This is a genomic window from Reyranella sp. (assembly GCF_965279465.1).
GTDB lineage: Bacteria > Pseudomonadota > Alphaproteobacteria > Reyranellales > Reyranellaceae > Reyranella.
Map to the genome: position 1 here is coordinate 5536229 of NZ_OZ257242.1, position 26050 is coordinate 5562278.

Below are 26050 nucleotides of genomic sequence, written 5' to 3' on the forward strand. Positions count from 1 at the left end.
CAAGAGCGATTCGACCGTGATCCAACGTTCAACACGCCTGTTCGCCACTCGCATCGAGGCGATACTCGATTCCGCTCGTGCCGCGGCAACGCTGAGCATTGCCTTCATGGAGCCTTCATCGGTTGAGGGCGAAAGCCATAGTTGCGACTGAAGCAGTTCCTGCCGTAGCGGGTCGTCCAGCCTATTCGTCAATGCGCAAGTCCCATTGAGACAACGCCTCGCCCGGATCGAGATAGCCGGGGTCGAAGGCGGCGAGCTCCTGCAGACGGTCCTTGTTCACGACCTCTATGAGCCGCTGTTTCGAAAGCACGCCGAGCTGGCGCAGCTCCTGGAAGACGCGGTTGATGTGCACGACGGAAAGCCCCGCCGCGTCGGCCACATCTATCTGGGTGAGCGGAATGACTCTTTCGTCGTCTCCGAGCCGGACGAGCTGCTCGCACAGGAGATAAGCCACTCGCTGGAGGGCGGGGCGCCGGCTGACGACCAGACGCTGCCGAAAGATGCTCACTTCCGTCAGGGCCGCGCGCCACAGCGCCCGCCCCAGCGCGGGATGACGCTGCATTGCCTGCTCCAGTGCATCGCGATCGATCGTGCCGATGGAGCAGCTGGTCAATGCCTGCACTTCGCTGGGCTCCGCCGTTCGCGGGAACACGAAGCCGTGGAGACCGAGAAAATCGCCCGGATAGTGGAAGGCGTAGATCTGTCGGGCGCCATCCTCATGCTGGGTGGAGAAGCACGCGATGCCTTCAAGCAACACCGCGAAGTGATTCGTCAAGCCGGTTCTACCGACGATGGTTTCCCCGCGGTCAATTCCATCCTGAACCTTCACCAGGTTCCAGAATGCGTCGAGGTCGACACTTCCCGTGATGCCCAGAGTGTTGAGCCGTTGACCTACAGGGACACACGACTCCCACCGCCGCATGCTATTGCATACTTCGCCCAAAACCATCTCCCACTTCCCACACGCATGTATGTCGAGTTCATATGCCGCGTACAATCGCCGACTTGGCCGCACCCTCCCTTTCAAGCTGAAATGTGCGGTAACGTGCACTCCATTTCCCACCGCCGTCGGCGCTGCGCCGACGACGCCCATCTGCTGGCCGCTGATCCGCTATTCGTTGCGCGCATCACCACCACCGCGGCCATGGATTTGGCCCCATCTGGATTCGACCTGTTGGCGATAATCGCATTTCCAGCAACGATCCCGGCCATCGCATTCTAGGTAGTAGCCTTCGCCTTCTGGGTAATACCCTAGGGCCGAAGTGGCGCGCACTGCCCCGGCACCTGCGCGTCGTTCAGGGTGGCCCGGGCCGGGCAGGCTCTAACCTCCACGGCCGTGCGCGGTGAAAATCGGCGCAGCGGCAGCCAGGCAACGATCGAGCGCCCCTCCCGCCCCATGGCAGCGCCCACTGCAGCAAGGCAGCGAAAAGCACTGTCATAGCCCGAAATTGCATTTCCTCCCCCTCCGTCTTCGGGTGGTAGGATCGCTATCGAAAGCGACCGCTCGCGGGGGGGGGGGGACACCATTCGGCGACGTTCGCGTTTTGCAATTCTTGACGCCGCCCGGCTATTCGCGCCGGAGGTGACGGCTGCGGTGGACAGACCAAAGGCCTGCACACAGTTCAGCGTATACCGGTCCGGGCTCCACGGTTGAAATGCAGCACAAGAACGGAAAGCTGGACGGTACATGGCAGCCCCGATCGGGTAGGTCTTATCCGATCTCGATGACGAAGCAATAGGACAGCCTGGTTTCTGCGCGCCACAGTGCTCTGACGCGACGGAGGACCTCGCCAGGGTGCGTGTGTTGATCGCTCAGCCGTCTTTCCGCCGGACTTCATCAAGGTTGTTGTAAGTCTGCCCGTCTACTTTCGAATGGTCGGCCACCAGTGCGCCGGCGGCTGAGAGCCAAGGGCGCGAATAGCGCCGGGCTCCAGCTTCGGCGTGGAGCACACCATGGACACAATTGAGTTCAACGACAGGCGCGCGCAGCGCCGCAAGGTAGTCCGCCGATCGCTGCATTGCATTGCTCGACCGCCCAAGTTGCCGGCAACCTCCGTCATTGCGAGTACATTCCCCGCCGCACCGACGCACCTTCATTGTGCGCCCGGCCGGCGTTGGCAGCCCGACAGGCCGATGTGCCCGCCTTGTGTGGCACCTCTTTTGGGCGCGCTTTTCCCCGAGTGCGCTATCGCGCGTCCTCCGGGCCGAGACGATGTTTCGCAACGCCGAATCCACAGCGGCCGTTGAGTCCGTAAGGAGTCGATGATGACTGTTCAATGGCCGCCGCCCGGCCATGCGCGGAGCAAAGTGAGCCGCCGCGACCCGTTTGCCGCCCTTGAGGCCATAGAGCGCGACAAGATCGAGGCCACGTGCGCGATCAAGCTGTTGCTCGATGGCCTCGCCAAAAAGCATAACATCAGCCCTGATGCGATCGACAGCGCCCTGGGGGCCGGTTATGTCGCCGACTTGCTCGACGACGTATTCCTGGAGATCGAGGAAGAGCTTGGGCGGGAATGTGATGAGCCGCCGACTCCCAGCTGACTGCGCCCTCCGCCCCGATTATCAAATCGGCCGATGAACCCTCCACCCAGCACGCGGCTGCCGGTTGCCCGGTCGTGGATCACGCAGGCCTGGCCCGGCGAGACGCCCACCTCGGGCTCGGCGAAGCGGACGGTGAGTTCGTCGCCGGCGCGCTGGACCTCCGCCGGACGAAGAGCCTGCGAGGAGCGCACCCTCACCTGCACCGGCAGCGCGCCGTCGAAATCCGGGCCGAGCCAGTTGATGCCGTAAAGCGCGATCTCGCTTCGGCCGAGCGCGCTCCTCGGGCCGACGACGACGCGGCGCGCCTCGGGCTCGAGCCTGACGACATAGAGCGGGTCGTTGGCCGTGCCGCTGCGCTCGCCGAGTGCCAGCCCGCGGCGCTGGCCGACGGTGAAGCGCACGATGCCGTCGTGGCGGCCCACTGCACGGCCGGCCATGTCGACGATCTCGCCGGGATCGTTCGCCTCGGGACGCAGCTTCTGCACGACGCTCGCGTAGTCGCCGTTGGGCACGAAGCAGATATCCTGGCTGTCAGGCTTTGCCGCGACTGGCAGGTCGAAGCGCTCGGCCAGCGCACGCGTCTCGCTCTTGGACAGCCCGCCGAGCGGGAAGCGCAGGAAGTCGAGCTGCTCGGCCGTGGTGCCGAACAGGAAGTAGCTCTGGTCGCGAGCCGGATCGGCGCCGCGATGCAGCTCGGGCCCCGCCTCGCCCCGCACGCGGCGGACATAGTGGCCCGTCGCCAGCGCCTCGGCGCCCAGCTCGCGCGCGGTTCTGAGCAGGTCGCGGAACTTCACCGTGCGATTGCAGGCGATGCAGGGCACCGGCGTCTCGCCGCGCAGGTAGGCGTCCGCGAAGGAGTCCATCACCTCGCTGCGGAAGCGGTTCTCGTAGTCCAGCACGTAGTGCGGGATGCCGAGCCGCGCAGCGACCTGGCGGGCGTCCTGGATGTCCTGGCCGGCGCAGCAGGCGCCGCTCTTCCCGACCGCGACGCCGTGGTCGTAAAGCTGCAGGGTGACGCCCACGACGTCGTAGCCCTGCTCCTTCAGCAGCGCAGCGGTGACCGACGAATCGACGCCGCCAGACATGGCGACCACCACGCGGGTGTCGCCGGGCGCCTTGTCCAGATCGAGGGAGTTACGGGTCATGACGGCGGCTATATAGGCGCCGGGGGCGCGCCACTCCAGTGGTGCGTCACGGTCATCTGGGCCGGAAGATCGCGAGAAGACACGCCACTGGAGTGGCGCTCCCGGCAGAAGATCAGTAGTCGCGGCGGCGGCCGGTCTCGCGGACCACGCGAGCCACGCCATTGCGGTCGTAGACGATGATGACCCGGTCTCCCATCTGGATGCTGCCGTCATCGCGCTGTGCAATAACGACTGACGTACCGTCATCTTTCTGCACCGTCACCTCGATGCCCTGGCGGGTAGAGCTGCGGTCAATGGCGGTGCCCGCGATCGCGCCGCCCACGGCGCCGAGCACGCCGCCAAGGACCGCGCTGCCCGCATTGCCGCCGATCGCGGCGCCGGCGATCGCACCGCCCGCCGCTCCGACCCCGCCACCAACCAACGTACCGTCACTGACACCCTGCTGGCTGCTGCGAACCGCAACCTCGCGGATCGAGACGACGCGCCCCGCCTCACCCCGGAAACCCTCACCGGCCGACGTCTGCACAACGCCCGGCTGCACGCCCTGCTCGTTGCAGGCACTCAACGTGGTCGCCAGCATCAGGGGCGCCAACAGAGCGAAAAGCCATTTGCCGAACATCGAATTCATCCTCCTTGAATCACGAACAGGAGGAACGTAGCAGGCTAGTCGAGATTGCCGTAGCGCGGATCGTCGGCCGGCTGAGGATAGCTGCCCTGCCGGTAGTCCTGGCTGCTGCCCCGCTGGTACGGGGTCGGGGTCCGCGTGCTGCTCACCGGTGGTGCGTACTGCGTCTGGCGATAGTCCTGCGATGGCGGATCGTAGGTGGTGCGGGTCGTGCGGTAATCCTGCGGCGGCGGATCGTAGGTGCCGGGTGACTGGCGGTAGTCCTGCGGGGCCGGGGCGGACTGGTAGTCGGGCTGGCGCGAGTTGTCCCGCACCACCTTGGCGACACCGCCGCGGCCCTGGACGACCTGCACGCGGTCGCCGAGCTGAACATCGCCATCGTCGCGCTGTGCCACCGTGACGGTCTGGCCGTCGTCCTTCTGGACGGTGACCTCGATGCCGCGCCCGCCGCCGCCTACATTGGTGTGGTTCTGGATGATGGTGCCGGCAATCGCACCGCCCACGGCGCCCAGTACGCCGCCGATCAAGCCGCCGCCGACGCCGCGGCCGCTCGAAGCGCCGATCGCGATACCGCCCAGGCCGCCCAACAGGCCGCCGATCATCGTGCCGTTGCCCGGGCCGCTACCCCCTCCGCCACCGCCGCGCAGGCTGACGTCATTGATCGAGACCACCCGGCCAGTTTCGCCCGGCTGGGCACTGGCGTAGCTCTGGGCGTTCCCGTAGCCCTGGTTTCCGTAAGCCTGATTTCTGTAACTTTGGTTTCCATAGGTCTGCGCATTGCCGTAGGGCGGCGCGCTTGCGACGCTGCTGCCCGACGTGCTCACGATTCCCGGCTGCACGGCATTGCTCGCACAGGCGCCAAGCCCCACGGCCAGCAGCGCCGGCAGCAGGAACCTCCGAATTGACTCGCCCCTCATAAAACCCTCCCGGTCACAACTCCTGTACGAGTCGATTCTTGACCGAATTGAGGCGCCTACCCTCTTTCTTCGATCCAGGCAGCCTGAATCGCTTCGAGGATCTTTTCGTTGGAACGCCCCGGATCGTCTTCGAAATCCGACAGCGCCATTACCCAGCGATGCAGGTCGGTGAAGCGCAGGTTGACGTTATCGGCTTCAGGATGAGCCTCCTCGAGCTCGATGGCAATGTCGTGCACGTCGGTCCAGCGCAGCTTGCGGGCCATCGAGGTCTCCTACTTGTCGACCATCATGTTGCGGGTGGCCGCCGGCAGCTTCACCACCAGCCCGTCCAGTTCCTTGGTCATGCGGATCTGGCAGCCGAGCCGCGAGGTGTGGGTCAGGCCGAAGGCGAGGTCGAGCATGTCCTCCTCGTCCTCGCTGGCCGGAGAGAGCTTGTCGAACCAGGGGCCCTCGACCACGACATGGCAGGTCGAGCAGGCAAGCGAGCCTTCGCAGGCGCCCTCGATATCGACGTGATTGCGATGGGCGATCTCGAGCACGGAAAGGCCGAGCGGCGCATCGACCTCCTTGCGCGAGCCATCCCTCAGGATGAACGTCATCTTCGGCATCTACCAAACCTCATAAATCCGTCGTCCCGACTCGCGCGAAGTAGCCTTCGCGCATTAGCGAAGCGGAGTGGAGGGACCTGCTCATGTTCCTAGCGCCGACATGAACAGGTCCCTCGACTGCGCCGCCCTTCGGGCGGCTTCGCTCGGGACGACGGTCATTCTCCAACCCGGCTCTGCAGGTCGTTCACCGCCATGCCCGACAGCGCCTCGCGGATCCCGCGGTCCATGCGCCGCTCGGCAAAGGGCTTCGAAAGGTCCTCGAGCGCTTCGGCCGCGGCATTGATCTCGTCTCGATCGTCGCCGTCGACGGCCGTCCCCAGCCGTGCCCGCGCCGCGTCGAGGGGCTCGCGTTCCTCCGCAGACAGCAGCGCGCCGTCCTTGGCGAGCGCCGCGTCGAGCGCCAGCATATTGCGTTTCGCCTCGACCCGCGCCTCGGCCAGAAGGCGGCGCGCCATGTCCTCCTCGGCATAGTCGAGGCTGTCGTAGAGCATGTCGGCCATGTCGTCGTGGCTGAGGCCGTAGGAAGGCTTGACCTCGATCCGCTGCGCGACACCCGTCGTGCGCTCCTCCGCCGACACCGTCAGCAGCCCGTCGGCATCGACGGCGAAGGTGACGCAGATGCGTGCGGCACCGGCGGTCATCGGCGGGATGCCCGACAGCTCGAAGCGTGCCAGGCTGCGGCAATCGTCGACCATCTCGCGCTCGCCCTGCACGACATGGATCACCATCGCGCTCTGGCCGTCCTGGTAGGTGGTGAATTCCTGCGCGAGCTGGACGGGGATCGGCGTGTTGCGCGGCACGATCTTCTCGACCAGGCCGCCCATCGTCTCCAGCCCGAGAGACAGCGGCGTCACGTCGAGCAGCAGCGTGTCCGACCCGCCGGTCAGCGCCTCGGCCTGCAACGCGGCGCCGAGCGCCACCACTTCGTCGGGATCGATGTCGGTAAGCGGCGGCTTGCCCAGCATCCCGGCGACCGCGCTGCGTGCCAGCGGCACGCGGGTCGAGCCGCCGACCAGCACCACGCCCTGGATCTCGCCGGCGGACATGCCGGCATCGGCCAGGACGTTGCGCGCGATGCCGAGCGTGCGCTCGATGTAGGGCGCGATCATCGCGTCGAATTTGGCACGCGTCAGGGCGTGGAACGACGGTACGCCGTCCAGCTCCAGCCGGCCCGACGTCTGGTCGCGGTCGGAAAGCTGCTCCTTCATGTGCCGCGCAAGTGCGAGCGCATTCTTCACCGCGCCCTCGTCCACAGTATCGGCCAGACCATCAGTCTTGCGCTCGGCCAGCATGCGCTCGGCGATGGCGCGGTCGAAATCGTCGCCGCCCAGGGCGGTGTCGCCGCCGGTTGCGAGAACCTGGAACACGCCTTTCTCGAGCCGCAACAGGGAGAAATCGAACGTGCCGCCGCCGAGATCGTAGACTGCGTAGAGGCCTTCCGAGCCCTTATCGAGGCCGTAGGCGAGTGCTGCCGCGGTTGGCTCGTTGACCAGCCGCAACACCTCGAGGCCGGCGACGCGGGCAGCATCGCGGGTCGCGGTCCGGGCGGCATCGTCGAAGTAGGCCGGCACGGTGATGACGGCCCGCTCGACCGGCTTTTCCAGCGCGGCTTCGGCGCGCGAGCGCAGGGCCTTCAGAATCTCGGCGGAGATCTCGACCGGCGAGCGCGCCTTGCCGCCGATGCGCAGCTTCACCATGTCGGTCTGGCCGGTGCCGGGCTCGATCTCGTAGGGCAGCACGCCGGCCACGGCGTGGAGGTCGGTCGCGCCACGGCCCATCAGGCGCTTCACCGAGGCGACAACGTTCCTCGGCTCCTCGGCCATCAGCAGGCGCGCCTCGTCCCCCACCAGCACACCGCCCGCGGCGGGATAGGCGACGACCGACGGCACCAGCGCCCTGCCGGCCTCGTCGTGCAGCGCCGCGGGCCTGCCCTCGCGCGCGATGGCGACGACGGAGTTGGTCGTGCCGAGATCGATGCCGACCGCCAGACTCCCCTCGTCCGCATGCGGCAGCGGCGTCTCGCCCGGCTCGTGGATTTCCAGCAGGCTCATGCCTTGCGTTCCAAATTGGTGCGGCGCGCCCGCGCTTCTTCGGCAAACTTGTCGAGGTAGCGCAGGCGAAGGAGCGCCTTTCTGATGGCCGGCTTGTCGCCTGCCAAGAACAAACCGCGCAGCCGGGCCAGCGTGGCGTTCATCTCGTCGCGTGACTTCGCGGCCAGTCCCTCGATCGCGGGGATGGTGCTCGCCTCATGAAGTTCCTCGCGCGTTTCCATGGCTTCCATCAGCAGTTCCGGATCGTCGATAGTCTTGCCATCGGCCGGCATCTCGACGCCCTTCAGCTCTGCCAGATAGACCGCGCGCGCCAGCGGATCCTTCAGCGTGCGATAGGCATCGTTCAGGGCCGCCGCCGCGGCCGAGGCCTTCGCGCGTTCCTCCGGAGGCTTGGCAACGAAGCGGTCGGGATGCCAGAGCCGCTGCTGGGCGAAGTAGGCCTTGTCGAGCGCGCCGGCGTCCAGATCGAGCGCCGCCGGCAGCCCCAGCCGCGCGAAATGGTCCATGACGCCCCGGCTTCAGACGTGAAAGGATTCGCCGCAGCCGCAGCGGCCCTTCTCGTTCGGATTCTTGAACACGAATCCCGACTTCAGCTTCTCCTCCTCGTAGTCCATCTCCGTGCCGATCAGGAACAGCGAGGCCTTCGGGTCGATCAGCAGCTTGATGCCGGCGGTCTCGACGACCTCGTCCATCGGCTCCTGCTTGTCGGCGAATTCGAGGGTGTAGCTCAAGCCCGAGCAGCCCTTGGTGCGCACACCGATGCGGATGCCGGCAGTCGGCTTGCCGCGGCTGTCGAGCAGCGCCTTGGCGCGCTCGGCGGCGGCCGGCGTGACCGACATCAGCTGCGGGCGCGGCCGACGCGGCCGCGCGGCCGGCTTGGGGGCATCGGTGGTCCCCGCTGTGCTCATGACAGGCGTGCTCATTACGCTGTTACTCCGCGGCGTCCTGGGTCTCGTCCTTCTTGGCCGTCTTGGCGCGATAGTCGGCAATCGCCGCCTTGATCGCGTCCTCGGCCAGGACCGAGCAGTGAATCTTCACCGGCGGCAACGCCAGGTGCTTGGCGATGTCAGTGTTCTTGATCGTCTCGGCCTCGTCGATCGTCTTGCCCTTGACCCACTCGGTGACGAGCGAGCTGGAGGCGATCGCCGAGCCGCAGCCGAAGGTCTTGAACTTGGCGTCCTCGATCAGCCCCTCGGGGCTCACCTTGATCTGCAGCTTCATGACGTCGCCGCAAGCCGGCGCGCCGACCAGGCCGGTGCCAACGTCCTCGGAATTCTTGTCGAGCGACCCGATATTGCGCGGGTTCTCGTAGTGATCGATCAGCTTTTCGCTATAGGCCATGACACTCTCCTCGAATTTCTGGTTGCTAGTGGGCGGCCCACTCGATGGATTTGATGTCGATGCCCTCCTGGGACATTTCCCAGAGCGGGCTCATCTCGCGCAGCTTGGTCACGTGATGCACCAGGTCGGCCACCGCGGTATCGACTTCCTGCTCGGTCGTGAAGCGGCCGAGCCCGATGCGCAGCGAGGTGTGCGCCATCTCCTCCTCGACGCCGAGCGCGCGCAGCACGTAGCTGGGCTCGAGCGAGGCCGAGGTGCAGGCCGAACCCGACGACACCGACAGCCCCTTGATGCCCATCATCAGCGACTCGCCCTCGACATGGGCGAAGCTGATGTTGAGATTGCCCGGGATGCGGTGCTCGAGGTCGCCGTTGACGTAGATCTCCGGCAGCTTGGCGTGCAGGCCCTTCAGCATGCGCTCCTGCAGCTTCTTGAGCCGCTTGGCCTCGCCGTCCATCTCCTTCATGCAGATCTCGGCGGCCTCGCCCAGCCCGACGCAGAGCGGCGTCGGCAGGGTGCCCGAACGGAAGCCGCGCTCCTGGCCGCCGCCGACGATCAACGGGACGAGACGGACCCGCGGCTTGCGGCGGACGTAGAGCGCGCCGATTCCCTTGGGGCCGTAGATCTTGTGGCCAGAGATGCTCATCATGTCGATGTTCATCGCCTCGACGTCGAGCGGGATCTTGCCGGCGGCCTGCGCCGCGTCGGTGTGGAAGAAGACCTTCTTCTCGCGGCAGATCCTGCCGATCTCGGCCAGCGGCTGGATCACGCCGATCTCGTTGTTCACGGCCATGATGGACACGACCACCGTCTTGTCGGTGATGGCCTCGCGCAGCACCTGAAGATCGATCAGGCCGTTCTTCTGCACCGGCAGGTAGGTAACCTCGAAGCCGTTCTGCTCGAGATGGCGGCAGGTATCGAGCACGCACTTGTGCTCCGTCACGGTGGTGACGATGTGGTTCTTGCGGTCCTTGTAGAACTCGGCCACACCGCGAATGGCGAGATTGTTCGACTCGGTGGCGCCCGACGTGAAGATGACTTCTTTCTCGTCCGCACCGATCAGCTTGGCGAGTTGCCCGCGTGCCTTCTCGACGCCCTCTTCCGCCTCCCAGCCGTAGGAATGGCTGCGCGAATGGGGATTGCCGAATTTGTAGGTAAAGTAGGGCATCATAGCTTCGAGGACGCGCGGGTCCATCGGCGTGGTGGCCTGGTAATCGAGGTAGATCGGCTGGTCGTTGCGCCGCATCTGGGAAAACGCGTTCATGCTAACCCCTTGAAATTCCTAGGCCGCGCGGGCTTGGGACAAATCCGAGTGCGTTACTCGGATATATAGGCCCTTCCACGCGGCGATCAAGCAATCAATGTCCTCGGAAACCGTGTTCCAGCCGCAACTTATCCTGATCGCAGTCTCCGATTCGGCAGGTTCGACGCCCATGGCCGCCAGCACCGCCGACCGGGTGACCTTGCCCGAGGAGCAGGCGGCGCCCGCGCTGACGCAGACCCCCGCCAGGTCGAGCGCCATGACCTGGGTCTCGGCCCTCACGCCCGGCATGGAGATGCACGTCGTGTTGACCAGCCGCGGCACGGCCGCGCCGTGGATCGTCGCCAAAGGCGCGATCGCCCGCAGCCCTGCTTCGAGCCGGCCGCGCAGCGCGACCGTGTCCAGGCCGTCCTGCGAGGCCTTCGCCGCTGCACCAAAACCGACGATGCCAGCAACGTTCTCGGTGCCGGCACGACGATTGGATTCTTGTCCCCCGCCCTTGCGGTCGGAAGTGAAAGGCGCCCCGGCACGCACCACCAGGGCCCCGACGCCGGTCGGACCGCCGAGCTTGTGCGCGGACAGGCTGAGGTAGTCGACGCCGAGCCCACGGAAGTCGACGGGCGCCTTCCCCGCGGCCTGGACGGCATCGCAATGGACCAGCGCGCCCGCGGCGTGCGCGAGGCGCACGACCTCGGCAACCGGTTGAATCACCCCCGTCTCGTTGTTGGCGAACATCACCGACACCAGCGTGGGCGGCGAGCCCGCCAGCATCCGCTCGAGGGCAGCGAGATCGACAACACCGTTGCGATCGACCGGAATGATGTCGGCCTGGGGCACGGCCTTCAGCACGCTCTCGTGCTCGACGGCCGAGACCAGCACCCGCCTCCGACCGGTACCAGCCAAGGCCGCATTGTTGGCCTCGGTACCCCCCGATGTGAAGATGATCTCGGATGGCGGCGCCCCCACCAGCATGGCCACCTGCCGGCGCGCAACGTCGATACGGGTCCGCGCCGCCCGGCCGGCAGAGTGCACCGACGACGGGTTACCTCCCGCGCGCAAAGCCTCGACCATGGCATCGAGCACCGCCGGCCGGATCGGGCTGGTGGCGTTGTGGTCGAGATACGCGAACGCTGGCATCGGGCTGGCTTACTTAGCTGGCAGCAGCCATGGATTCGGAATTGGCCGGGGCGGGCGCCTCGACGATGCGCGGGGCGAGCTTGCGCTCCAGCACGTCGTGCAGGCTGACCGAGCTCAGGAAGACGTGGATCTGGTTGCCGAGCTCTTCCCACAGATCATGGGTCAAACACTTGCTGCGGTCGGCCCGGCAGCCGGACTGTCCCATCTCGGTGCAGCGGGTTGCCTTGATTGGCTCGTCGACGGCCAAGATGATTTCCGAAACCCGCGTATCGGCAGAGCCGCGCGCCAGGCGATAACCGCCGCCCGGACCGCGCACGCTTTTCACCAGCTCGGCGCGGCGCAGGCGGGCAAAAAGCTGCTCCAGATAGGATAAAGAGATCTCCTGGCGGGCCGCGATGTCCGACAGGGACACCGGCTTCGCCTGGGCATGGCGGGCCAAATCGACCATCGCCATGACGGCATAACGGCCTTTGGTGCTGAGCTTCACAGCATCCTCCTCCGCCTAAAGTTCTTGAAAACAAAGGCGTTGCTACGATATTCCAGCCCCCCGGACAGGGATCTGGGAAAGACCAACTTGTTGGCTCAGGTTTAATAAACCCGAGTAGACCGGTCAAGTATCAAGATTCTTGCCCTAATTTGCTACTGTCGGACCCCAAACCGGCGGTCCGAGGCGGCCAAAAACGACGAAGAAACCGGAGATTCAATGCCTGACGTGATGTTCATCGGCCCAGAGGGGCGCCTCGAGGGCCGTTATCACCAGAGCAAAGAAGAACACGCGCCGATTGCGCTCATCCTCCATCCGCACCCGCAGTACGGCGGGACGATGAACCACAAGGTCGTCTTCTCCTTGTTCCATGTGTTCGTGAGCCGTGGCTTCTCGGTGCTGCGCTTCAACACCCGTGGCGTGGGCCGCAGCCAGGGTCGATTCGACAACGGCATGGGCGAACTGTCCGACGCTGCCGCGGCGCTCGACTGGCTGCAAGCGATGAACGCTGATGCCAAGTCGTGCTGGATTGCGGGTTATTCGTTCGGCGCCTGGATCGGCATGCAGCTGCTGATGCGCCGGCCGGAGATCGATTGCTTCATCTCCGTGGCGCCGCCAGCCAACTCCTACGACTTCGGATTCCTCGCCCCCTGCCCCTCTTCCGGCCTGATCGTCGGCGCGGAGAAGGACGAGGTCGTGCCGCTGGCCGACATCCAGAAGCTGGTGGCGCGGCTGTCGCTGCAGAAGGGCATCACGGTCGAATCGCGCACCATCAAGGGCGCCAACCACTTCTTCCACGACTCGCTCAACCAGCTCGCGGTCGATGTCGACAAGTACGTGCAGAAGTGCCTGATCACTCCGCCCGGCCGCGCGACGAGCAACAAGGAACCTTAGAGTCATTGGAGCGCGCCACTGGAGTGGCGCGCTCCTCTGAGGCTTCTACCCCTTGATGAAAGCCAGCAGGTCGGCGTTGATGGTCGCGGCCTCGGTCGTCGGCATGCCGTGCGGAAAGCCCTTGTAGGTCTTCAGCGTACCGTTCTTCAGCAGCTTCGCCGACAGCGGCGCCGAATCGGCATAGGGCACGATCTGGTCGTCGTCGCCGTGCATCACCAGCACGGGCACCGTGATCTTCTTCAGGTCCTCGGTGAAGTCGGTCTGAGAAAAGGCGACGATGCCGTCGTAGTGCGCCTTGGCGCCGCCCATCATGCCCTGCCGCCACCAGTTCCAGATCAGCGCCTGCGAGACTTTCGCGCCGGGGCGATTGAAGCCGTAGAAAGGACCTGCCGGCAAGTCATAGTAGAATTGCGAGCGGCCGGCGGCGAGCTGTGCCTGCAGGCCGTCGAACACCTCCTTGGGCAGGCCGCCGGGATTGGCTGCAGTCTTCACCATGAGCGGAGGCACCGCACTGATGATCGCGGCCTTCGCAACCCGGCTTTCGCCATGTCGGGCGATGTAGTGCACAACCTCGCCGCCGCCGGTGGAATGTCCGACATGCACCGCCTCCTTGAGATCGAGATGCTCGGTCAGTTCCGCGAGGTCCCCGGCGTAGTGGTCCATGTCGTGGCCGCCGTCGACCTGGCTCGAACGGCCATGGCCGCGCCGGTCATGCGCGATCACGCGGAAGCCGTGATTGAGAAAGAACATCATCTGCGCATCCCAATCGTCGGCCGACAGCGGCCAGCCGTGACTGAATACGATGGGCTGGCCCGCACCCCAGTCCTTGTAGAAAATCTCGACGCCTTCCCGGGTCTTGAATATCGGCACGATCCACTCCTTCTCGAGATGACTCGCGGCAGCATGCACTGCCTCCGTTACGGCGCAATGCTACGAAGGTAGGTGAAGCCGCCCACCGGTCAGCGGCTGGCGCGCGCCGGTCGTCGTGGGATAGGTGAAGGGCAGGCCGCGCAGCGAGCGCACGGCGAGGAAGGCGAAGGCCTGAGCCTCGAGCGCGTCGCCGTCCCAGCCAAGTCCGGAGGCCGTCACCACCGAGCTGCGTGTCTCCTCGGCGATGGCAGCAAGCAAGGTCGGATTGTGTGCGCCACCGCCGGTGATGATCCATTGCCTGGCCGGAACCGGGAAGTGCCGGGCGGCAAGCGCGATCGCCCGCGCTGTGGCGCGGGTCAGCGTCGCCGCGCCGTCCACCACCGACAGCCCGTCGACCCAGGCATCGTTGAAGTCGGCGCGGTCGAGCGACTTGGGTGGCTTGCGTGCGAAATAGCGATGTTCGGCCCAGCGCTCGAGGCGGGTCCGGTCGATCTTGCCCGACGCCGCCAGCGCGCCGTCGCGATCGAAGCGCTGGCCCGCGCGGCGCGCGCACCAGTCGTCGATCGGTCCATTGCCGGGCCCGGTATCGAAGGCCAGCAGCGAATTGCCTTCGCCGATCCAAGTGACGTTGGCCACGCCGCCGATATTCACCACAGCCAGCGGCCGGGCGAGATCGTGCGCGAGAGCGCCATGGAACACCGGCACCAGCGGCGCGCCCTGCCCGCCGGCCGCCACGTCGGCGCTGCGCATATCGTTGACGACCCGCACGCCGAGCGATCGCGCGAGCTTCGCGCCGTCGCCGATCTGCCAGGTGAAGCGCCTCTCCGGCCGGTGCGTGATGGTCTGGCCGTGGAAGCCCACGACATCGATGGAGGACAGCGAGACGCCGTGCGTCGACGACCATTCGGCGGCGGCGGCGACATGCGCCTCGGTTACGGCGCGCTCGGCTGCGGCGGTTGCCTGGTTGTGCTGCTCGGCCCCGAAAGCCGCACGGATTATGCGGCGGACCGCGTCCGGATAGGCGACGGTCAGGGTCGGGCCGAAGGAAGCTATCCGCTCGCCATCGGTCTCGACGAAGGCGACGTCGACGCCATCGACCGAGGTGCCGCTCATCAGGCCGAGGGTCCGCAGGAAGGATGATGACATGACAGGAATGTGTTACACCCCCGGCCCTTTACGAACAATCGCCGGGCGGAGACATGGCGGCCTACAAGTCGGACTTCATGCGGATCGTGCACGAGCGCGGGATGGTGCATCAGTGCAGCGATGCAACGCGCCTCGACGAGCTGCTGTCGAGCGGCATCCGCACGGGCTACATCGGCTTCGATTGCACCGCCGATTCGCTCCATGTCGGGCATCTGCTGCAGATCATGCTGCTGCGCTGGTGGCAGAAGGCGGGCCACAAGCCGATCGCCCTGATGGGCGGCGGCACCACCAAGGTCGGTGATCCGTCAGGCCGAGACGAGACGCGCCAGCTCCTCACCCCCTCGCAGATCGACGCCAACATGGCGAAGATCAGGCTGAGCTTCTCGAACTACCTGACCTTCGGCAGCGGCCCGACCGATGCGGTGATGGCCAACAATGCCGAGTGGCTCGACACGTTGCTCTACATCCCGCTGTTGCGCGACGTCGGCCGGCACTTCTCGGTCAACCGCATGCTGACGATGGACTCGGTGAAGCTGCGGCTCGATCGCGACCAGCCGCTCAGCTTCCTCGAATTCAACTACATGATCCTGCAGTCCTACGACTACGTGGAACTCTTCAAGCGCCACAACTGCATCCTGCAGATGGGCGGCTCGGACCAGTGGGGCAACATCATCATGGGCGCCGATCTCGGCCGCCGCATGGTCAACGCCGAGCTGTTCGCGCTGACCTCGCCCCTGCTCGCGACCGCCTCGGGCGCCAAGATGGGCAAGACCGCTGCCGGAGCAGTCTGGCTCAATCCCGAGCGGCTGAGCCCGTACGATTTCTGGCAATACTGGCGAAATACCGAGGATGCCGATGTCGGCCGCTTCCTGAAGATCTTCACGGAGCTTCCGCTGCCTGAGATCGCCCGCCTCGAGGCGCTTCAGGGCCAGGAGATCAACGACGCCAAGAAGATCCTGGCGACCGAGGTGACCAAACTTGCCCATGGCGACGCCGCAGCGCTGCAGGCGGTCGAGACCGCGCGCCGCACCTTCGAGGAAGGCGGCAAGGCCGACACGCTGCCGACCGTCGCGGTGCCGCGCGCGCAGCTCGCTGTCGGCGTAGCCGCGTTCGAGCTGTTCCACCAGGCCGGCCTCGCCGAGAGCCGCACCGAGGCGCGCAAGCTGATCAAGGGCGGCGGCGGCCGATTGAACGACAAGCCGATCGCGTCGGACACCGCCGCCATCAAGGACAGCGACCTCGGCCCGGACGGCACGCTGAAACTGTCCGCTGGCCGCAAGCGCCACGTCCTCGTCCGCGCCGCGTAAGGCTTGGCGCTCATAATCTTGCGAACGGCGAGCATCTCGCTCGCGGTTCGGAAGAGCATGACCATGGCGCTCAGGGCGCGCGGTTGCTCGGGGTCTCTGGGTTCAAGGGCATGCTGCTGCCGATGTCCTCGCGGAAGAGCTCGCGCAGCGCGCCCGGAGTCATGGCGGCCATCATGTTGATGTCGGTCTTGAGGGCGTCGAGCGGCCCGTCGAGGCGATAGGAGATCGCGAATACTCCGCCGTTCTTGCCGCCGGTCAGGAGCGGGCCGAGCAGCGGCACGTTCGACAGCAGGTTGTTGAGGGCAAAGCCCGGCACGACGATGCCGCGCAGATGCGCCTCGTCCTTCGCGAGATCGATGATGCCGGCGGTCGTCAGCCCGATCGAGCTGCCGGAGGTATGGCCGTCCTTGAGCTCGATGCGATCGCCGATCTTGGTCACCGATGCTTCGAGACCGTCGAACTGCTGCAGCGCGTTGCCGGCGCGATTGAGCCCGTCGATGGCGGAATTGAGCGTGCCGACTTCGGCCCTCGGCGCCACCTTCTCCAGGCGATAGGGTCCGATCTTCAGCTTGCCGGTCAGCGGGATCGTCGCGAACGTATCGTCGAACCGGCCGCGGAAGTCGAGGGAGCCGCCGACCATCCCGTCGAGCCAGCCGGTCTCCTTCAGCAGGGCGCCGAAGTCGGTGACATTGACATTGAGAGTACGTCCCGAGCCGGCGGGCGCGATCCGGAGAATGCCCCCCTTGCCGGCGCCAATGGTGAGGTCGGCTGCAGCCATTCGTTCGCCGGAGAGATCCAGGCGCCCGTTCAAGGCTCCCAGGCTGCCCTCGGCCAGGACGACGCGGTCGAGCTGCAGGGTGAGGCGTGTATTCTCGCGCGCCGTCGCCGCGGCGCCGCCCGGCGTCGTCTTGGCGATATCGTCGCGTGCCTTCAGCAACTGGAGCACACGCGCCAGTTCGAGCGAGCGACCCCGCAGGGCAACCTCCACGCCGCCGCCGGCGATCCGCCGCCAGTCGGCGGCCATATCCGTACGGCCGAGCGTGAACTGGCTGATCGAAATCTGCTGGATGCTGCTGTCCGGACCGACCCGCACCTGTCCCTTGGCAGAGAGGCCGTTGCCACGACCTTCGATATCCGCCGTCGCGAGCTTGGCGCCGGCGCCGAACTTCAACGCGAGCGTGAGCTGGCCCTCGGTGCCGGCTTCCTTGGTCCAGCCCAGCGGTGCCAGCGCGACCTTGGCGCCCTTGAGGTCGAAGCGGCCCTGCAGATCGCTCGTCCCGTTGGCGGCGGTCTGGTAGACGAGGCTCGTCACCCCGATTGCGCCGGAGATATAGGGCTCCGGCGAGGGAAATCCCGCCTTGGCGATCAGCGCTGCAGGGATCGTGCCCTTCAGCTCGTAGCGCTGGCGATAGGGCGCACGCGGCGCGAACTGCTCGCGCCAGGCGATGTCCACCGCATTGCCGTCGAACTTGCCCACGCCCGTGACGCTGAGCTGCGAGTTGGCATAGACCAGCTTGCCCACGGCATCGGTCAGGTCGACGGCGCCGATCGCGCCCTTGAGCGAAAAGGCCGACAGGGCCGCCTCCGCCTTGATGTCGATGTCGGCGACGGCCAGGGTATTCAACAACGGGAATGCGAGAGTGAGATCGATGGCGACGTCGCCCCCCAACCGCTTGGGGTCATAGAGCGCATCACGCGACAGGCCGAGCTTGGGCCGGGCGAGCAGCGCGATGACTGCCGGCGCCGATCCCGTGATCGGAATCCGCATCGCCGCGTGCTGGTTCGGGCCGTCGAGACCCGTTAGCTCGACGGTGGCGCCCGCCACACCCAGGCCGGCGGCCGTCGCCCCGGCGATGTCGAAGCGCAGAATGCCGCCCTCGAATTGCGCCTTGCCCGACAAGTTCTTCAATTCGGGCATCTGCGGCATGTAGTGGACGTTCATGCCACGGTAATCGAGGAAGGCAACCGTGCGGTCGACCGAAAGCCGGGAGAGGTCGTTGCCCGGTATGCTAAGGCCGAACTCGCCCGCGACATCGACCGTGCCGCCGCTCACGTTGGCCAGCGCCCAGTCGCGCCCGCCCGGGGCGAACGCGAGCGGCCAGTAGTCGCCGATCCTGTCGACGGGGATCTGCTTGATCTCGGCCCGGCCGGTGAATGCCTGGCCCTGCTCGGAGCGCAGGCCGGTGCCGGTCATCGAGATCTTCGGCCCATCGAGATCGACGTCGATATGATCGATCCGTGCGGTGTGCGAAGCGGCATCGATGTGCGCCAGCGCGTTGACCGACCGGACCTTGTGCGAAGCTGCAAGCACGCCCGGCAGCGTGATGGTACCGGCGCCGGCAGTGATCGCCATGGCGATCGTACGGATTTCGCCCTCGCCGCTCGCCTCGACCCGCAGACGTCCGGAAAGGGCAATATCGACACCGCGCAGCAGCGCCACATCGTCCGACAGCGGAGCAAGCATCGATGGCTTCAATCCATCGATGCCCGCTTCGATCGAGACGCGGCTGCGATCACGCGAGTAGGTGCCGGAAAGCCGGACTTCGATCGGGTCACCGGTCACGCCCTTGAAGCGGGCGCTGGCCGAGACGGCGACGCCGGCATCATCGCGCTGGAGGCGCGCCTGGGCGTTCGGCGCGATCCACATCAGGCCGGTCGAGACGTCCCGCAGTGAGACTCGCGCATTCACCACCTCGACCGTGTCGAGCTGGCCCAGCAGCGAATGGTAGTTGTGCTCGGCGAGCAGCTGCTCGATCAACAGGTCGACGAACTCGCCCTGCGTGCTCGAATCGGACTTTGCCAGCACACGCTTGAGCATGCCGCCTTCGCGCGTGATCTCCGCATCCAGCGTCGGACGATCGACGACGATGGCCGTGGGAAGAAGTTGGCCGCGCATGACACTGCGCGGCTCGAAGGAGAGCGAGACCCTGGGCGCCGTCGCGATCTCCTCCTTCTTGGCATTCGTCACATGCAGGCCGACAAAGACGACCCGCATCGGCTCCCGGAGGCCGCCCCATTCGGCAAATAGCCGATCGGCATCGACCCGCACGGGCCCGTCGGACGTGTCGAATTCAGTGAGGAAACGGGGCTTCAGGAAGTCGAGATCGACCGGACCCGCCATCAGACGAAGGGCGCACGCCGTCGTCAGCACCGCCGCGACGACGGCGACGCCGGTCACCATGCGTGCGCAAATCCGAAACGTCCTTTTGACCAAAGTCTGATACTTCCGCGTTGACCGATGGCGGCCGCGCTGCCCAATCTAACGGCCGTCACTCCTCATGTCTTGGCTTTCGACCACTCACCTGCCCCGTCCGCACGATTCTGCACGCCTGGCCGTGGCGTGGACTCGCTGGCGCGAGAAGGCGGCAGTGCCCGACGATGCCACTTTCCAAGCATTGCTCGACGCTTTGTTCGGTAACAGCCCTTACCTCACCGAGACGGCGCTACAGAACCCGGATTTCTTGACCGATCTATGGCGTGGCGGCCCAGACGCCGCGCTCGTGATGCTCGAACGCGACCTTGCCTCCGTCCGCGCGGACGCCGGGTCCGGGGCGGCACCCGACGCGGTCGCGGCGCGCCTGCGACGCCTGAAGCGCAGTGTCGCCCTTACCGTGGCGGTGGCCGACATCGCCGACGCCTGGCCACTCGACCGGGTCACCGGCACGCTGAGCCGCTTCGCCGGCACCTGCCTCGACGCCATCACCGACGCGATCCTGCTGCAGCTCGAGCGCGACGGCCAATTGGCGTTGGGCGGCGATCCCCAGGCGGCCGGCTTCACTGTGCTGGGCATGGGCAAGCTCGGCGCCGGTGAGCTCAACTACTCGAGCGACATCGACCTGATCCTGCTCTACGACCGCGAGGCGCCGGCGCTGGCGGGCAACGAGCAGATCCCGCGCCATTTCGTACGCGCCTCACGCCTGCTGGTGCAACTCATGTCGGAGGCCTCGGTCGACGGCTACATCTTCCGCACCGACCTGCGGCTGCGGCCCGATCCCGGGTCAACACCGCTGGCCATGTCGGCGCAGGCGGCGGAACTCTATTATGAAAGCGTCGGCCAAAACTGGGAGCGCGCTGCGATGATCAAGGCGCATCCCGTCGCCGGCAATCTCGCCGTCGGTGCGGAGTTCCTGGCGGCGCTGCGGCCCTACATCTGGCGGCGGCATCTCGATTTCGCGGCGATCCACGACATCCATTCGATCAAGCGCCAGATCGACGCCCATCGCGGCGGCGGCACAGTCAAGGTGGCGGGCCACAACGTCAAGCTCGGCCGTGGCGGCATACGCGAGGTCGAGTTCTTCGCGCAAACCCAGCAGCTCATCTTCGGCGGCCGCAATCCGGCGCTGCGCCTGCGCGGGACCTGCGAGACGTTGCGCGCCCTGGCGGCTGCAGGCCATGTCGAGCCGCGCGCGGCCGACGAGCTGATCGTGGCCTACGGCTTCCTGCGCCGGGTCGAGCACCGCCTGCAGATGGTCGACGACCGCCAGACCCACAGCCTGCCCGAGGACGAGGCCGGCCTGGCCGCAATCGCGACCTTCCTCGGCTATCCCGACCGGCCGTCCTTCGAGGCCGAGATGCTGGCGACGCTGCGCTGCGTCGAGGGCCACTATGCGCGGCTGTTCGAGGAGGCGCCGAGCCTTGCCGGGCCGGGCGGCAACCTCGTCTTCACCGGCACCGACGACGATCCCGGCACGCTGGAAACCCTGCGCGCGCTCGGCTTCAAGGACGCGTCCGCCGCCGCCGGCATCGTGCGCCGCTGGCATCATGGGCGCTTCCGCTCCACGACCTCCGCCCGCGCGCGCGAACTGCTGACCGAGCTGATGCCGGCGCTGCTCAAGGCCCTGGGCGAGACGGCCTCACCCGACCAGGCGCTGCTGAACTTCGATCAGTTCCTCGGCAACCTGCCCGCCGGTGTGCAGCTCTTCTCGCTGTTCAAGTCGAACCCCGCGCTGCTGGAGCTGGTCGCCACTATCATGGGCAGTGCCCCGGGGCTCGCCGCCCAGCTCGCGCGTCGCACGGTTTTGCTCGATTCGGTCCTGTCGCCGGCCTTCTATGACCGCCTGCCGCCCGCGGCGGACATGACGGCCGATCTGACCAGGACTCTGGCCCAGGTCGACGACGAGCAGGACATCCTCGACGCCGCGCGGCGCTGGACCAACGACCGCCGCTTCCAGGTCGGCGTGCAGCAGCTCAAGCGCATCGTGCGGCCGGCCGAGGCCGGCCTCGCTTACTCCGACGTGGCACAAGCGACGATTTCGGCGCTGTGCGACAGGGTCGAGAAGCGCTTTGCCCAGGCCCACGGCATGTTTCGCGGCCAACGCTTCGCGGTGCTCGGGTTGGGCAAGCTCGGCAGCCGCGAAATGTCGGCCACGTCAGACCTCGACCTGATCTTCGTCTACGACATCCCGCCGGATCTCAACGCCTCGGACGGGCCGCAGCCGCTGGGCCCGATTCAGTATTATACGCGGCTCAGCGCCAAGATCGTGACCGCCCTCACCGCCTTGACCAACGAGGGCGCACTCTACGAGGTCGACATGCGGCTGCGTCCCTCCGGCCGTGCCGGTCCACTGGCCAATTCGCTCGACGGCTTCGAGAGCTATCACGCGCAATCGGCCTGGACGTGGGAACACATGGCGTTGACCCGGGCGCGGGTGATCCACGGCCCGCAAGAGCTCGTCGAGCGGCTGCGCGGGATCATCCTCGGCACGCTCTGCCGGCCACGCGACCCGGAGGCACTGCTGCGCGACGTCGCCGACATGCGCGACCGCATCGCCCGCCACGCGCCACCCAAGAGCCCGTGGGACTTCAAGCACCTGCCCGGCGGCCTGTTCGACATCGACTTCGTCGCCCAGTACCTCGCACTGCGTCACGCCGCGGCGCGGCCGGACATCCTCGACCCGCATCCGGCCGAGGTCCTGCGCCGCGCCGCCGACGCCGGCCTGCTCGACAGCACCGATGCCGAACGCCTGTGCGCTGCGCGGCTGCTGATGTCCGATGTCCAAAGCCTGCTGCGGCTCACCTTGAACGGCGACGAGGCCTCGTTCGACGAGACGAAGGCGCCCGAGGGCCAGCAACGGCTGATCGCCCAGACCCAGGATGTGCCGGATCTCGCGGCGCTGCGGGCGCGGATCGAGGCTGAGGCAAAATCCGCGCGTGCTATATATGAACGGATCGTGGAGACGCCGGCGCGCGCGGCCGGCTGGACATCAAGGAGCGGGACATGAGTGTCGAGGAAGGCAAGAAAGCCCCGGATTTCAGTGCCGCGACCGACGGCGGCGGCAAGCTCAAGCTCTCCGAGCTGCGCGGCGCGCCGGTGGTGCTCTATTTCTATCCCAAGGACGATACGCCGGGCTGCACCACCGAGGCCTGCGGCTTCCGCGACGGGGCTGCGGCCTTCAAGAAGCTGAAGGCGCAGGTGATCGGTGTCAGCAAGGATAGCGTCGCGCGCCACGACAAGTTCAAGGCCAAGTACCAGCTCAACTTCCCGCTGGTGTCCGACGAGGACGGCAAGGTCTGCGAGAAATACGGCACCTGGATCGAGAAAAGCCTGTACGGCCGCAAATACATGGGCATCGACCGCGCGACCTTCCTGATCGACAAGGACGGCGTGGTCCGCAGAATCTGGCGCAAGGTCAAGGTCAAGGGCCATGTCGACGAGGTGCAGGAGGCCTTGAAGGCGTTCTGACCTCTCCTTTTCCCCGCTCGGGAATGCCTGAAAAGCCTTCGGGGCAGTCTCGCGCCGCAGAGCGAGCTGCGGCGCTGCTCACAGCGGTCGACAGTTCAACCGGATCGCCCCACCTGTCGTTCCCGAGGAGGCATATGCGGAAGGCAGCCCACGCTCAACAACTCTGTTCATGCCTTCTTCAGCGGATGCGCTATTTCGGCACCCAGGCATATCGACAAGATGTGAGCTCATTGCCGTATTTGATTTTTCGGGGTCCGTTTCCCACCGAAAATTCATAGCTCCAGTTTTTGCCGGCTTTGTTGGTTATGGTGATCTTGCCTGAACCGTCAGGATTGAGCGACTTGAGGTTCAACGTTGTGCTTGAAGCCTCGGAAGTGTCGCCGCCTACCGGCACAGATTTGAAAGAATTGCCTTTGATCTCGATTCGATAGTCCGGGTACGAATCGCCGCAATTTCTCGGAACCCCCGATTCCAAGACCTTAGCGCTTAACCAGGCAGCATCTGCCGCGTGCAGGCTGGCTGGCAAGCTCCCCCCGAGCACTACGGCTACGACAAATACTGCAGAGCTACGCGTGATCGCTGACATGTTGTTGCCCCCAAGTTGAACGCGAAAACCAACTGACCAAAGAGGTTGAGTCCGATCGCGCTGGGCAGTTCGTTATCATACAGAGCGCCAGTCACCTGCAGGCGCGCGGCGCTATGCCCCTTGCTCCCACCAGCCCCCCCCCGCGAAATGATCGGCGCATGCTTGCACGGGTCAGCGCGAGCTTCAAGTCGACCCTCAACCCACCGTTGCTTCCTAGAGCATCGAACGCTCAATCGGAGCATATCCAGCATCTTTGAAGTTGCTTCGCCGCTCCTGCTCGGAAGAGAGGGCGCAGACATCGCCAACGGCTTCCAGAGAAGATGAGCAAGGCGTCACGCTGATCGAGGATAGCCTCAACCTCTGCGCTCTTGCGACGAGGCAAGCGTCGAGGATCGCATCCTCCCGTGCCGGAGAGTTGGGGCGGTCTGCGTTTCGACATGGGCGTCGACGGGTGCCCGGTCCGTGGGTCCGTGAGCTGTTCGATCAGGGCGGGGTCGGCCGTCGCAACGCAGTCCGGCGACGAAGATCTGGGTCGCCCAGTGTCCGAGCGGAGTATCGGCTTCGGTCGGGTGGCACGGGCGCAAGCACATGGGCATCGACTGCGCGACGTTCCTGATCGAAAAGGACAACGTCGTCCGCAGGACCCGGCGCAAGGTGAAGGTCGCGAAGCACGTCGCCGAGGCCGAGGAAGCGCTCAACGCCCTCTACGTTGTTCTTCCGGACCACGAGCATCACGTTCGCGGTCTGGAAGACGGTCCTGATTACTTCGTCGGCGCCCAGCCGTAGATCGTCTGGAGGCTGCCACCCATCAGGGTCGCGCGGTCGGAGTCGCTCAGGCGATCGGTGACGCGGAAGGCGTCGACGCCCTCCTTGTAGGTGAGCAGCGCCGTCGCGCGGGTCCAGTCGGTGCCCCACAGGCAGCGGTCGAGGCCGAAGGCGTCGAACACGCGGGCCAGCGGATCCCAGATGTCGCGATAGGGGAACGGCTCGTGGCTGTAGGTGCAGGCGCCGGTGATCTTGATCGCGAGATTGCTGCGCTGCGCCAGCGCCAGCACGTTGTCGATATCGTCGAACGGCTGCGGCCGCGCCGGCGGCGCGAAGACTTGCGTCATCCCGACATGGTCGACCACGATCTGCGTGTCGGGATTGCGCGCGGCAAGCGCGCCGACCTGCGGCAACCGTCCCCAGCACTGGATGTTGACCGGCAGGTCATGCCGGGCGCCGGCCGCCAGGATTCGGTTCAGGCCGGGATCGGCCGGATCGCCGGAAATCTCCGGCCGCATCATGATGCGCACCCCCGCCGCGCCCGGCACCGCGGCCCAGTCGGCGATGGTCTCGGCCACGGCCGGATCGTTCGCGTCGACCGGCTTGATCAGCGCGAAGCGGCCGGGATGCTTCTTCTGGACCGCAACCGCGTAGCGCGCGTCGAAGCGGTAGATCGCGAACACCGACGTAAGCAGCGCGCCATCGACGCCGACCTCGTCCATGGCCTTCACCATGTCCTCGCCCGTCATCTCGGCAGGTCCGGGAAACGGATCAGTCCACGGGCCGTCAGGCGTATTGCGCCCATAGCAGTGGACCTGGGCGTCGATGACGGGCACGCGCCTTACGCCTTCTTCGGCGACCAGCCGTAGATCTTCTGCAGGCTGCCGCCCATCAGGATCGCGCGGTCGCTGTCGCTCAAACGATCGGTGACGCGGAACGAGTCGACGCCCTCCTTGTAGGTCAAAAGATTGACGGCGCGCGTCCAGTCGGTGCCCCACATGCAGCGGTCGAGCCCGTAGGCATCGAAGATTCGGCCAAGCGGATCCCAGATGTCCTTGTACGGGAACTTCTCGTGGCTGAGCGTGCAGGCGCCGGTGATCTTGATGGCGACGTTCTTGTTCTCCGCAAGCTTCAGCACCAGCGGCAGCTCATGCCATGGTTCGGCCGGCGCCGGCGGCATCATCGGCTGCTCGATGCCGAGGTGATCGAGCACGATCTGGGTGTCCGGGTTGCGCTTGGCGAGCTGGCCGAGCTGCTCCAGCCGCTCGGGGCCGCGCCCCAGCATGTTGACTGGCAGGTCGTGTTTGGCCGCGGCGGCAAGGACGCGGTTGATGCCGGGATCGGCCGCATCGCTCGAGATCTCCGGCGTCATCATGATGCGGATGGCGACCGTGCCGGGCATCGCCGCCCAGTCGGCGATCGTGTCGGCGACCTTGGGATCGTTGGCATTGACCGGCTTGATCACGCCGAAACGATCGGGGTGGGCCTTCTGCACCGCGACGGCGTAGGACTCGTCCCAGCGGTACATGGTGTAGACCGAGACCAGCAGCGCGCCGTCGACGCCGACCGAGTCCATCGCCTTGATCATGTCCGGCCCCGTCACCTCCGGCGGACCGGCGAGCACCGCCGTCCAGGGCCGGCCGGGATGGTTGCGCTCGTAGCAGTGAACCTGGGCGTCGATCGTCAGCAT

25 protein-coding genes are annotated in these 26050 nt (G+C 66.2%); 6 read left to right on the forward strand and 19 right to left on the reverse strand.

Features of this window, described 5'->3' with window-relative positions; genetic code table 11:
* Positions 1-181: 181 nt before the first annotated feature.
* The gene (locus ACQY8M_RS27080; RefSeq protein WP_428662283.1) at positions 182-949 is read right to left on the reverse strand and encodes a Crp/Fnr family transcriptional regulator; all 768 of its coding nucleotides are present in this window, start codon (positions 947-949) and stop codon (positions 182-184) included.
* A gap of 1313 nt (positions 950-2262) precedes the next feature.
* Between ACQY8M_RS27080 and ACQY8M_RS27085 the strand changes: the two genes are divergently transcribed.
* Positions 2263-2541: a hypothetical protein gene (locus ACQY8M_RS27085; RefSeq protein WP_428662286.1), complete on the forward strand. Its 279-nt coding sequence runs from the start codon at positions 2263-2265 to the stop codon at positions 2539-2541.
* Here the strand turns inward: ACQY8M_RS27085 and mnmA are convergent.
* The 12 genes from mnmA to ACQY8M_RS27145 form a co-directional block, all read right to left on the reverse strand.
* Entirely contained in the window at positions 2454-3686 is a 1233-nt protein-coding gene (gene mnmA / locus ACQY8M_RS27090; protein WP_428662289.1) for a tRNA 2-thiouridine(34) synthase MnmA, read from the reverse strand. The two genes, ACQY8M_RS27085 and mnmA, sit on opposite strands and share 88 nt — an antisense overlap.
* A gap of 112 nt (positions 3687-3798) precedes the next feature.
* Positions 3799-4305: a hypothetical protein gene (locus ACQY8M_RS27095; protein WP_428662292.1), complete on the reverse strand. Its 507-nt coding sequence runs from the start codon at positions 4303-4305 to the stop codon at positions 3799-3801.
* A 44-nt stretch (positions 4306-4349) separates the two neighbouring features.
* Positions 4350-5228, reverse strand: coding sequence for a hypothetical protein (locus ACQY8M_RS27100; protein ID WP_428662295.1), 879 nt, complete (start codon positions 5226-5228; stop codon positions 4350-4352).
* Positions 5229-5284: 56 nt separating this feature from the next.
* Entirely contained in the window at positions 5285-5491 is a 207-nt protein-coding gene (iscX, locus tag ACQY8M_RS27105; protein ID WP_428662298.1) for a Fe-S cluster assembly protein IscX, read from the reverse strand.
* A gap of 9 nt (positions 5492-5500) precedes the next feature.
* Positions 5501-5836, reverse strand: coding sequence for a ferredoxin family 2Fe-2S iron-sulfur cluster binding protein (locus ACQY8M_RS27110; protein ID WP_428662301.1), 336 nt, complete (start codon positions 5834-5836; stop codon positions 5501-5503).
* 155 nt (positions 5837-5991) lie between these two features.
* Entirely contained in the window at positions 5992-7887 is a 1896-nt protein-coding gene (hscA, locus tag ACQY8M_RS27115) for a Fe-S protein assembly chaperone HscA (protein WP_428662304.1), read from the reverse strand.
* Positions 7884-8393: a Fe-S protein assembly co-chaperone HscB gene (hscB, locus tag ACQY8M_RS27120; protein WP_428662307.1), complete on the reverse strand. Its 510-nt coding sequence runs from the start codon at positions 8391-8393 to the stop codon at positions 7884-7886. The genes hscA and hscB overlap by 4 nt, the downstream gene beginning before the upstream one ends.
* 12 nt (positions 8394-8405) lie before the next feature.
* A complete protein-coding gene (locus tag ACQY8M_RS27125) occupies positions 8406-8810 on the reverse strand; it encodes a HesB/IscA family protein (protein ID WP_428662310.1) in 405 nt (134 codons plus the stop codon).
* A 7-nt stretch (positions 8811-8817) separates the two neighbouring features.
* Positions 8818-9228 (reverse strand): Fe-S cluster assembly scaffold IscU, encoded by a 411-nt coding sequence (gene iscU, locus ACQY8M_RS27130; protein ID WP_428662313.1) that lies wholly within the window; start codon positions 9226-9228, stop codon positions 8818-8820.
* Positions 9229-9253: 25 nt separating this feature from the next.
* On the reverse strand, positions 9254-10492 hold the full coding sequence (locus tag ACQY8M_RS27135) for an IscS subfamily cysteine desulfurase (RefSeq protein ID WP_428662316.1): 1239 nt from the start codon (positions 10490-10492) through the stop codon (positions 9254-9256).
* Positions 10493-10510: 18 nt separating this feature from the next.
* Complete coding sequence (locus ACQY8M_RS27140; RefSeq protein ID WP_428662318.1) at positions 10511-11626, reverse strand: cysteine desulfurase family protein; 1116 nt, start codon at positions 11624-11626, stop codon at positions 10511-10513.
* 13 nt (positions 11627-11639) lie between these two features.
* Positions 11640-12113: an Rrf2 family transcriptional regulator gene (locus tag ACQY8M_RS27145; protein ID WP_428662321.1), complete on the reverse strand. Its 474-nt coding sequence runs from the start codon at positions 12111-12113 to the stop codon at positions 11640-11642.
* 216 nt (positions 12114-12329) lie between these two features.
* Between ACQY8M_RS27145 and ACQY8M_RS27150 the strand changes: the two genes are divergently transcribed.
* On the forward strand, positions 12330-13004 hold the full coding sequence (locus ACQY8M_RS27150; RefSeq protein WP_428662324.1) for an alpha/beta hydrolase: 675 nt from the start codon (positions 12330-12332) through the stop codon (positions 13002-13004).
* A 45-nt stretch (positions 13005-13049) separates the two neighbouring features.
* Here the strand turns inward: ACQY8M_RS27150 and ACQY8M_RS27155 are convergent, their stop codons facing one another.
* Positions 13050-13874 (reverse strand): alpha/beta fold hydrolase, encoded by an 825-nt coding sequence (locus ACQY8M_RS27155; RefSeq protein ID WP_428662326.1) that lies wholly within the window; start codon positions 13872-13874, stop codon positions 13050-13052.
* 60 nt (positions 13875-13934) lie between these two features.
* A complete protein-coding gene (locus ACQY8M_RS27160) occupies positions 13935-15020 on the reverse strand; it encodes an anhydro-N-acetylmuramic acid kinase (protein WP_428662329.1) in 1086 nt (361 codons plus the stop codon).
* A gap of 53 nt (positions 15021-15073) precedes the next feature.
* Between ACQY8M_RS27160 and tyrS the strand changes: the two genes are divergently transcribed.
* Entirely contained in the window at positions 15074-16327 is a 1254-nt protein-coding gene (tyrS, locus tag ACQY8M_RS27165) for a tyrosine--tRNA ligase (RefSeq protein WP_428662332.1), read from the forward strand.
* Positions 16328-16397: 70 nt separating this feature from the next.
* On the opposite strand, the gene ACQY8M_RS27170 is transcribed toward tyrS, so the two are convergent.
* Positions 16398-19508: a DUF3971 domain-containing protein gene (locus ACQY8M_RS27170; RefSeq protein ID WP_428662335.1), complete on the reverse strand. Its 3111-nt coding sequence runs from the start codon at positions 19506-19508 to the stop codon at positions 16398-16400.
* A gap of 187 nt (positions 19509-19695) precedes the next feature.
* On the opposite strand from ACQY8M_RS27170, the gene ACQY8M_RS27175 reads away from it, so the two are divergent.
* Entirely contained in the window at positions 19696-22548 is a 2853-nt protein-coding gene (locus ACQY8M_RS27175) for a bifunctional [glutamine synthetase] adenylyltransferase/[glutamine synthetase]-adenylyl-L-tyrosine phosphorylase (RefSeq protein WP_428662338.1), read from the forward strand.
* The gene (bcp, locus tag ACQY8M_RS27180) at positions 22545-23009 is read left to right on the forward strand and encodes a thioredoxin-dependent thiol peroxidase (RefSeq protein WP_428662341.1); all 465 of its coding nucleotides are present in this window, start codon (positions 22545-22547) and stop codon (positions 23007-23009) included. The genes ACQY8M_RS27175 and bcp overlap by 4 nt, the downstream gene beginning before the upstream one ends.
* A 190-nt stretch (positions 23010-23199) precedes the next feature.
* Here bcp and ACQY8M_RS27185 read toward each other — a convergent pair whose 3' ends face one another.
* A complete protein-coding gene (locus tag ACQY8M_RS27185) occupies positions 23200-23595 on the reverse strand; it encodes a hypothetical protein (RefSeq protein WP_428662344.1) in 396 nt (131 codons plus the stop codon).
* Positions 23596-24183: 588 nt separating this feature from the next.
* Between ACQY8M_RS27185 and ACQY8M_RS27190 the strand changes: the two genes are divergently transcribed.
* A complete protein-coding gene (locus ACQY8M_RS27190) occupies positions 24184-24381 on the forward strand; it encodes a hypothetical protein (protein ID WP_428662347.1) in 198 nt (65 codons plus the stop codon).
* On the opposite strand, the gene ACQY8M_RS27195 is transcribed toward ACQY8M_RS27190, so the two are convergent.
* Both ACQY8M_RS27195 and ACQY8M_RS27200 read right to left on the reverse strand, forming a co-directional pair.
* On the reverse strand, positions 24357-25196 hold the full coding sequence (locus ACQY8M_RS27195; RefSeq protein ID WP_428662349.1) for an amidohydrolase family protein: 840 nt from the start codon (positions 25194-25196) through the stop codon (positions 24357-24359). The two genes, ACQY8M_RS27190 and ACQY8M_RS27195, sit on opposite strands and share 25 nt — an antisense overlap.
* Before the next feature lie 5 nt (positions 25197-25201).
* Positions 25202-26050 (reverse strand): amidohydrolase family protein, encoded by an 849-nt coding sequence (locus tag ACQY8M_RS27200; RefSeq protein WP_428662352.1) that lies wholly within the window; start codon positions 26048-26050, stop codon positions 25202-25204.

Bases quoted from the DNA above. Each gene is read 5' to 3' on its own strand.
- ACQY8M_RS27080 (WP_428662283.1), bottom strand. From the start codon at position 949: ATGGTTTTGGGCGAAGTATGCAATAGCATGCGGCGGTGGGAGTCGTGT.
- ACQY8M_RS27085 (WP_428662286.1), top strand. From the start codon at position 2,263: ATGATGACTGTTCAATGGCCGCCGCCCGGCCATGCGCGGAGCAAAGTG.
- mnmA (WP_428662289.1), bottom strand. From the start codon at position 3,686: ATGACCCGTAACTCCCTCGATCTGGACAAGGCGCCCGGCGACACCCGC.
- ACQY8M_RS27095 (WP_428662292.1), bottom strand. From the start codon at position 4,305: ATGTTCGGCAAATGGCTTTTCGCTCTGTTGGCGCCCCTGATGCTGGCG.
- ACQY8M_RS27100 (WP_428662295.1), bottom strand. From the start codon at position 5,228: ATGAGGGGCGAGTCAATTCGGAGGTTCCTGCTGCCGGCGCTGCTGGCC.
- iscX (WP_428662298.1), bottom strand. From the start codon at position 5,491: ATGGCCCGCAAGCTGCGCTGGACCGACGTGCACGACATTGCCATCGAG.
- ACQY8M_RS27110 (WP_428662301.1), bottom strand. From the start codon at position 5,836: ATGCCGAAGATGACGTTCATCCTGAGGGATGGCTCGCGCAAGGAGGTC.
- hscA (WP_428662304.1), bottom strand. From the start codon at position 7,887: ATGAGCCTGCTGGAAATCCACGAGCCGGGCGAGACGCCGCTGCCGCAT.
- hscB (WP_428662307.1), bottom strand. From the start codon at position 8,393: ATGGACCATTTCGCGCGGCTGGGGCTGCCGGCGGCGCTCGATCTGGAC.
- ACQY8M_RS27125 (WP_428662310.1), bottom strand. From the start codon at position 8,810: ATGAGCACGCCTGTCATGAGCACAGCGGGGACCACCGATGCCCCCAAG.
- iscU (WP_428662313.1), bottom strand. From the start codon at position 9,228: ATGGCCTATAGCGAAAAGCTGATCGATCACTACGAGAACCCGCGCAAT.
- ACQY8M_RS27135 (WP_428662316.1), bottom strand. From the start codon at position 10,492: ATGAACGCGTTTTCCCAGATGCGGCGCAACGACCAGCCGATCTACCTC.
- ACQY8M_RS27140 (WP_428662318.1), bottom strand. From the start codon at position 11,626: ATGCCAGCGTTCGCGTATCTCGACCACAACGCCACCAGCCCGATCCGG.
- ACQY8M_RS27150 (WP_428662324.1), top strand. From the start codon at position 12,330: ATGCCTGACGTGATGTTCATCGGCCCAGAGGGGCGCCTCGAGGGCCGT.
- ACQY8M_RS27160 (WP_428662329.1), bottom strand. From the start codon at position 15,020: ATGTCATCATCCTTCCTGCGGACCCTCGGCCTGATGAGCGGCACCTCG.
- tyrS (WP_428662332.1), top strand. From the start codon at position 15,074: ATGGCGGCCTACAAGTCGGACTTCATGCGGATCGTGCACGAGCGCGGG.
- ACQY8M_RS27170 (WP_428662335.1), bottom strand. From the start codon at position 19,508: ATGGTGACCGGCGTCGCCGTCGTCGCGGCGGTGCTGACGACGGCGTGC.
- bcp (WP_428662341.1), top strand. From the start codon at position 22,545: ATGAGTGTCGAGGAAGGCAAGAAAGCCCCGGATTTCAGTGCCGCGACC.
- ACQY8M_RS27185 (WP_428662344.1), bottom strand. From the start codon at position 23,595: ATGTCAGCGATCACGCGTAGCTCTGCAGTATTTGTCGTAGCCGTAGTG.
- ACQY8M_RS27190 (WP_428662347.1), top strand. From the start codon at position 24,184: ATGGGCATCGACTGCGCGACGTTCCTGATCGAAAAGGACAACGTCGTC.
- ACQY8M_RS27200 (WP_428662352.1), bottom strand. From the start codon at position 26,050: ATGCTGACGATCGACGCCCAGGTTCACTGCTACGAGCGCAACCATCCC.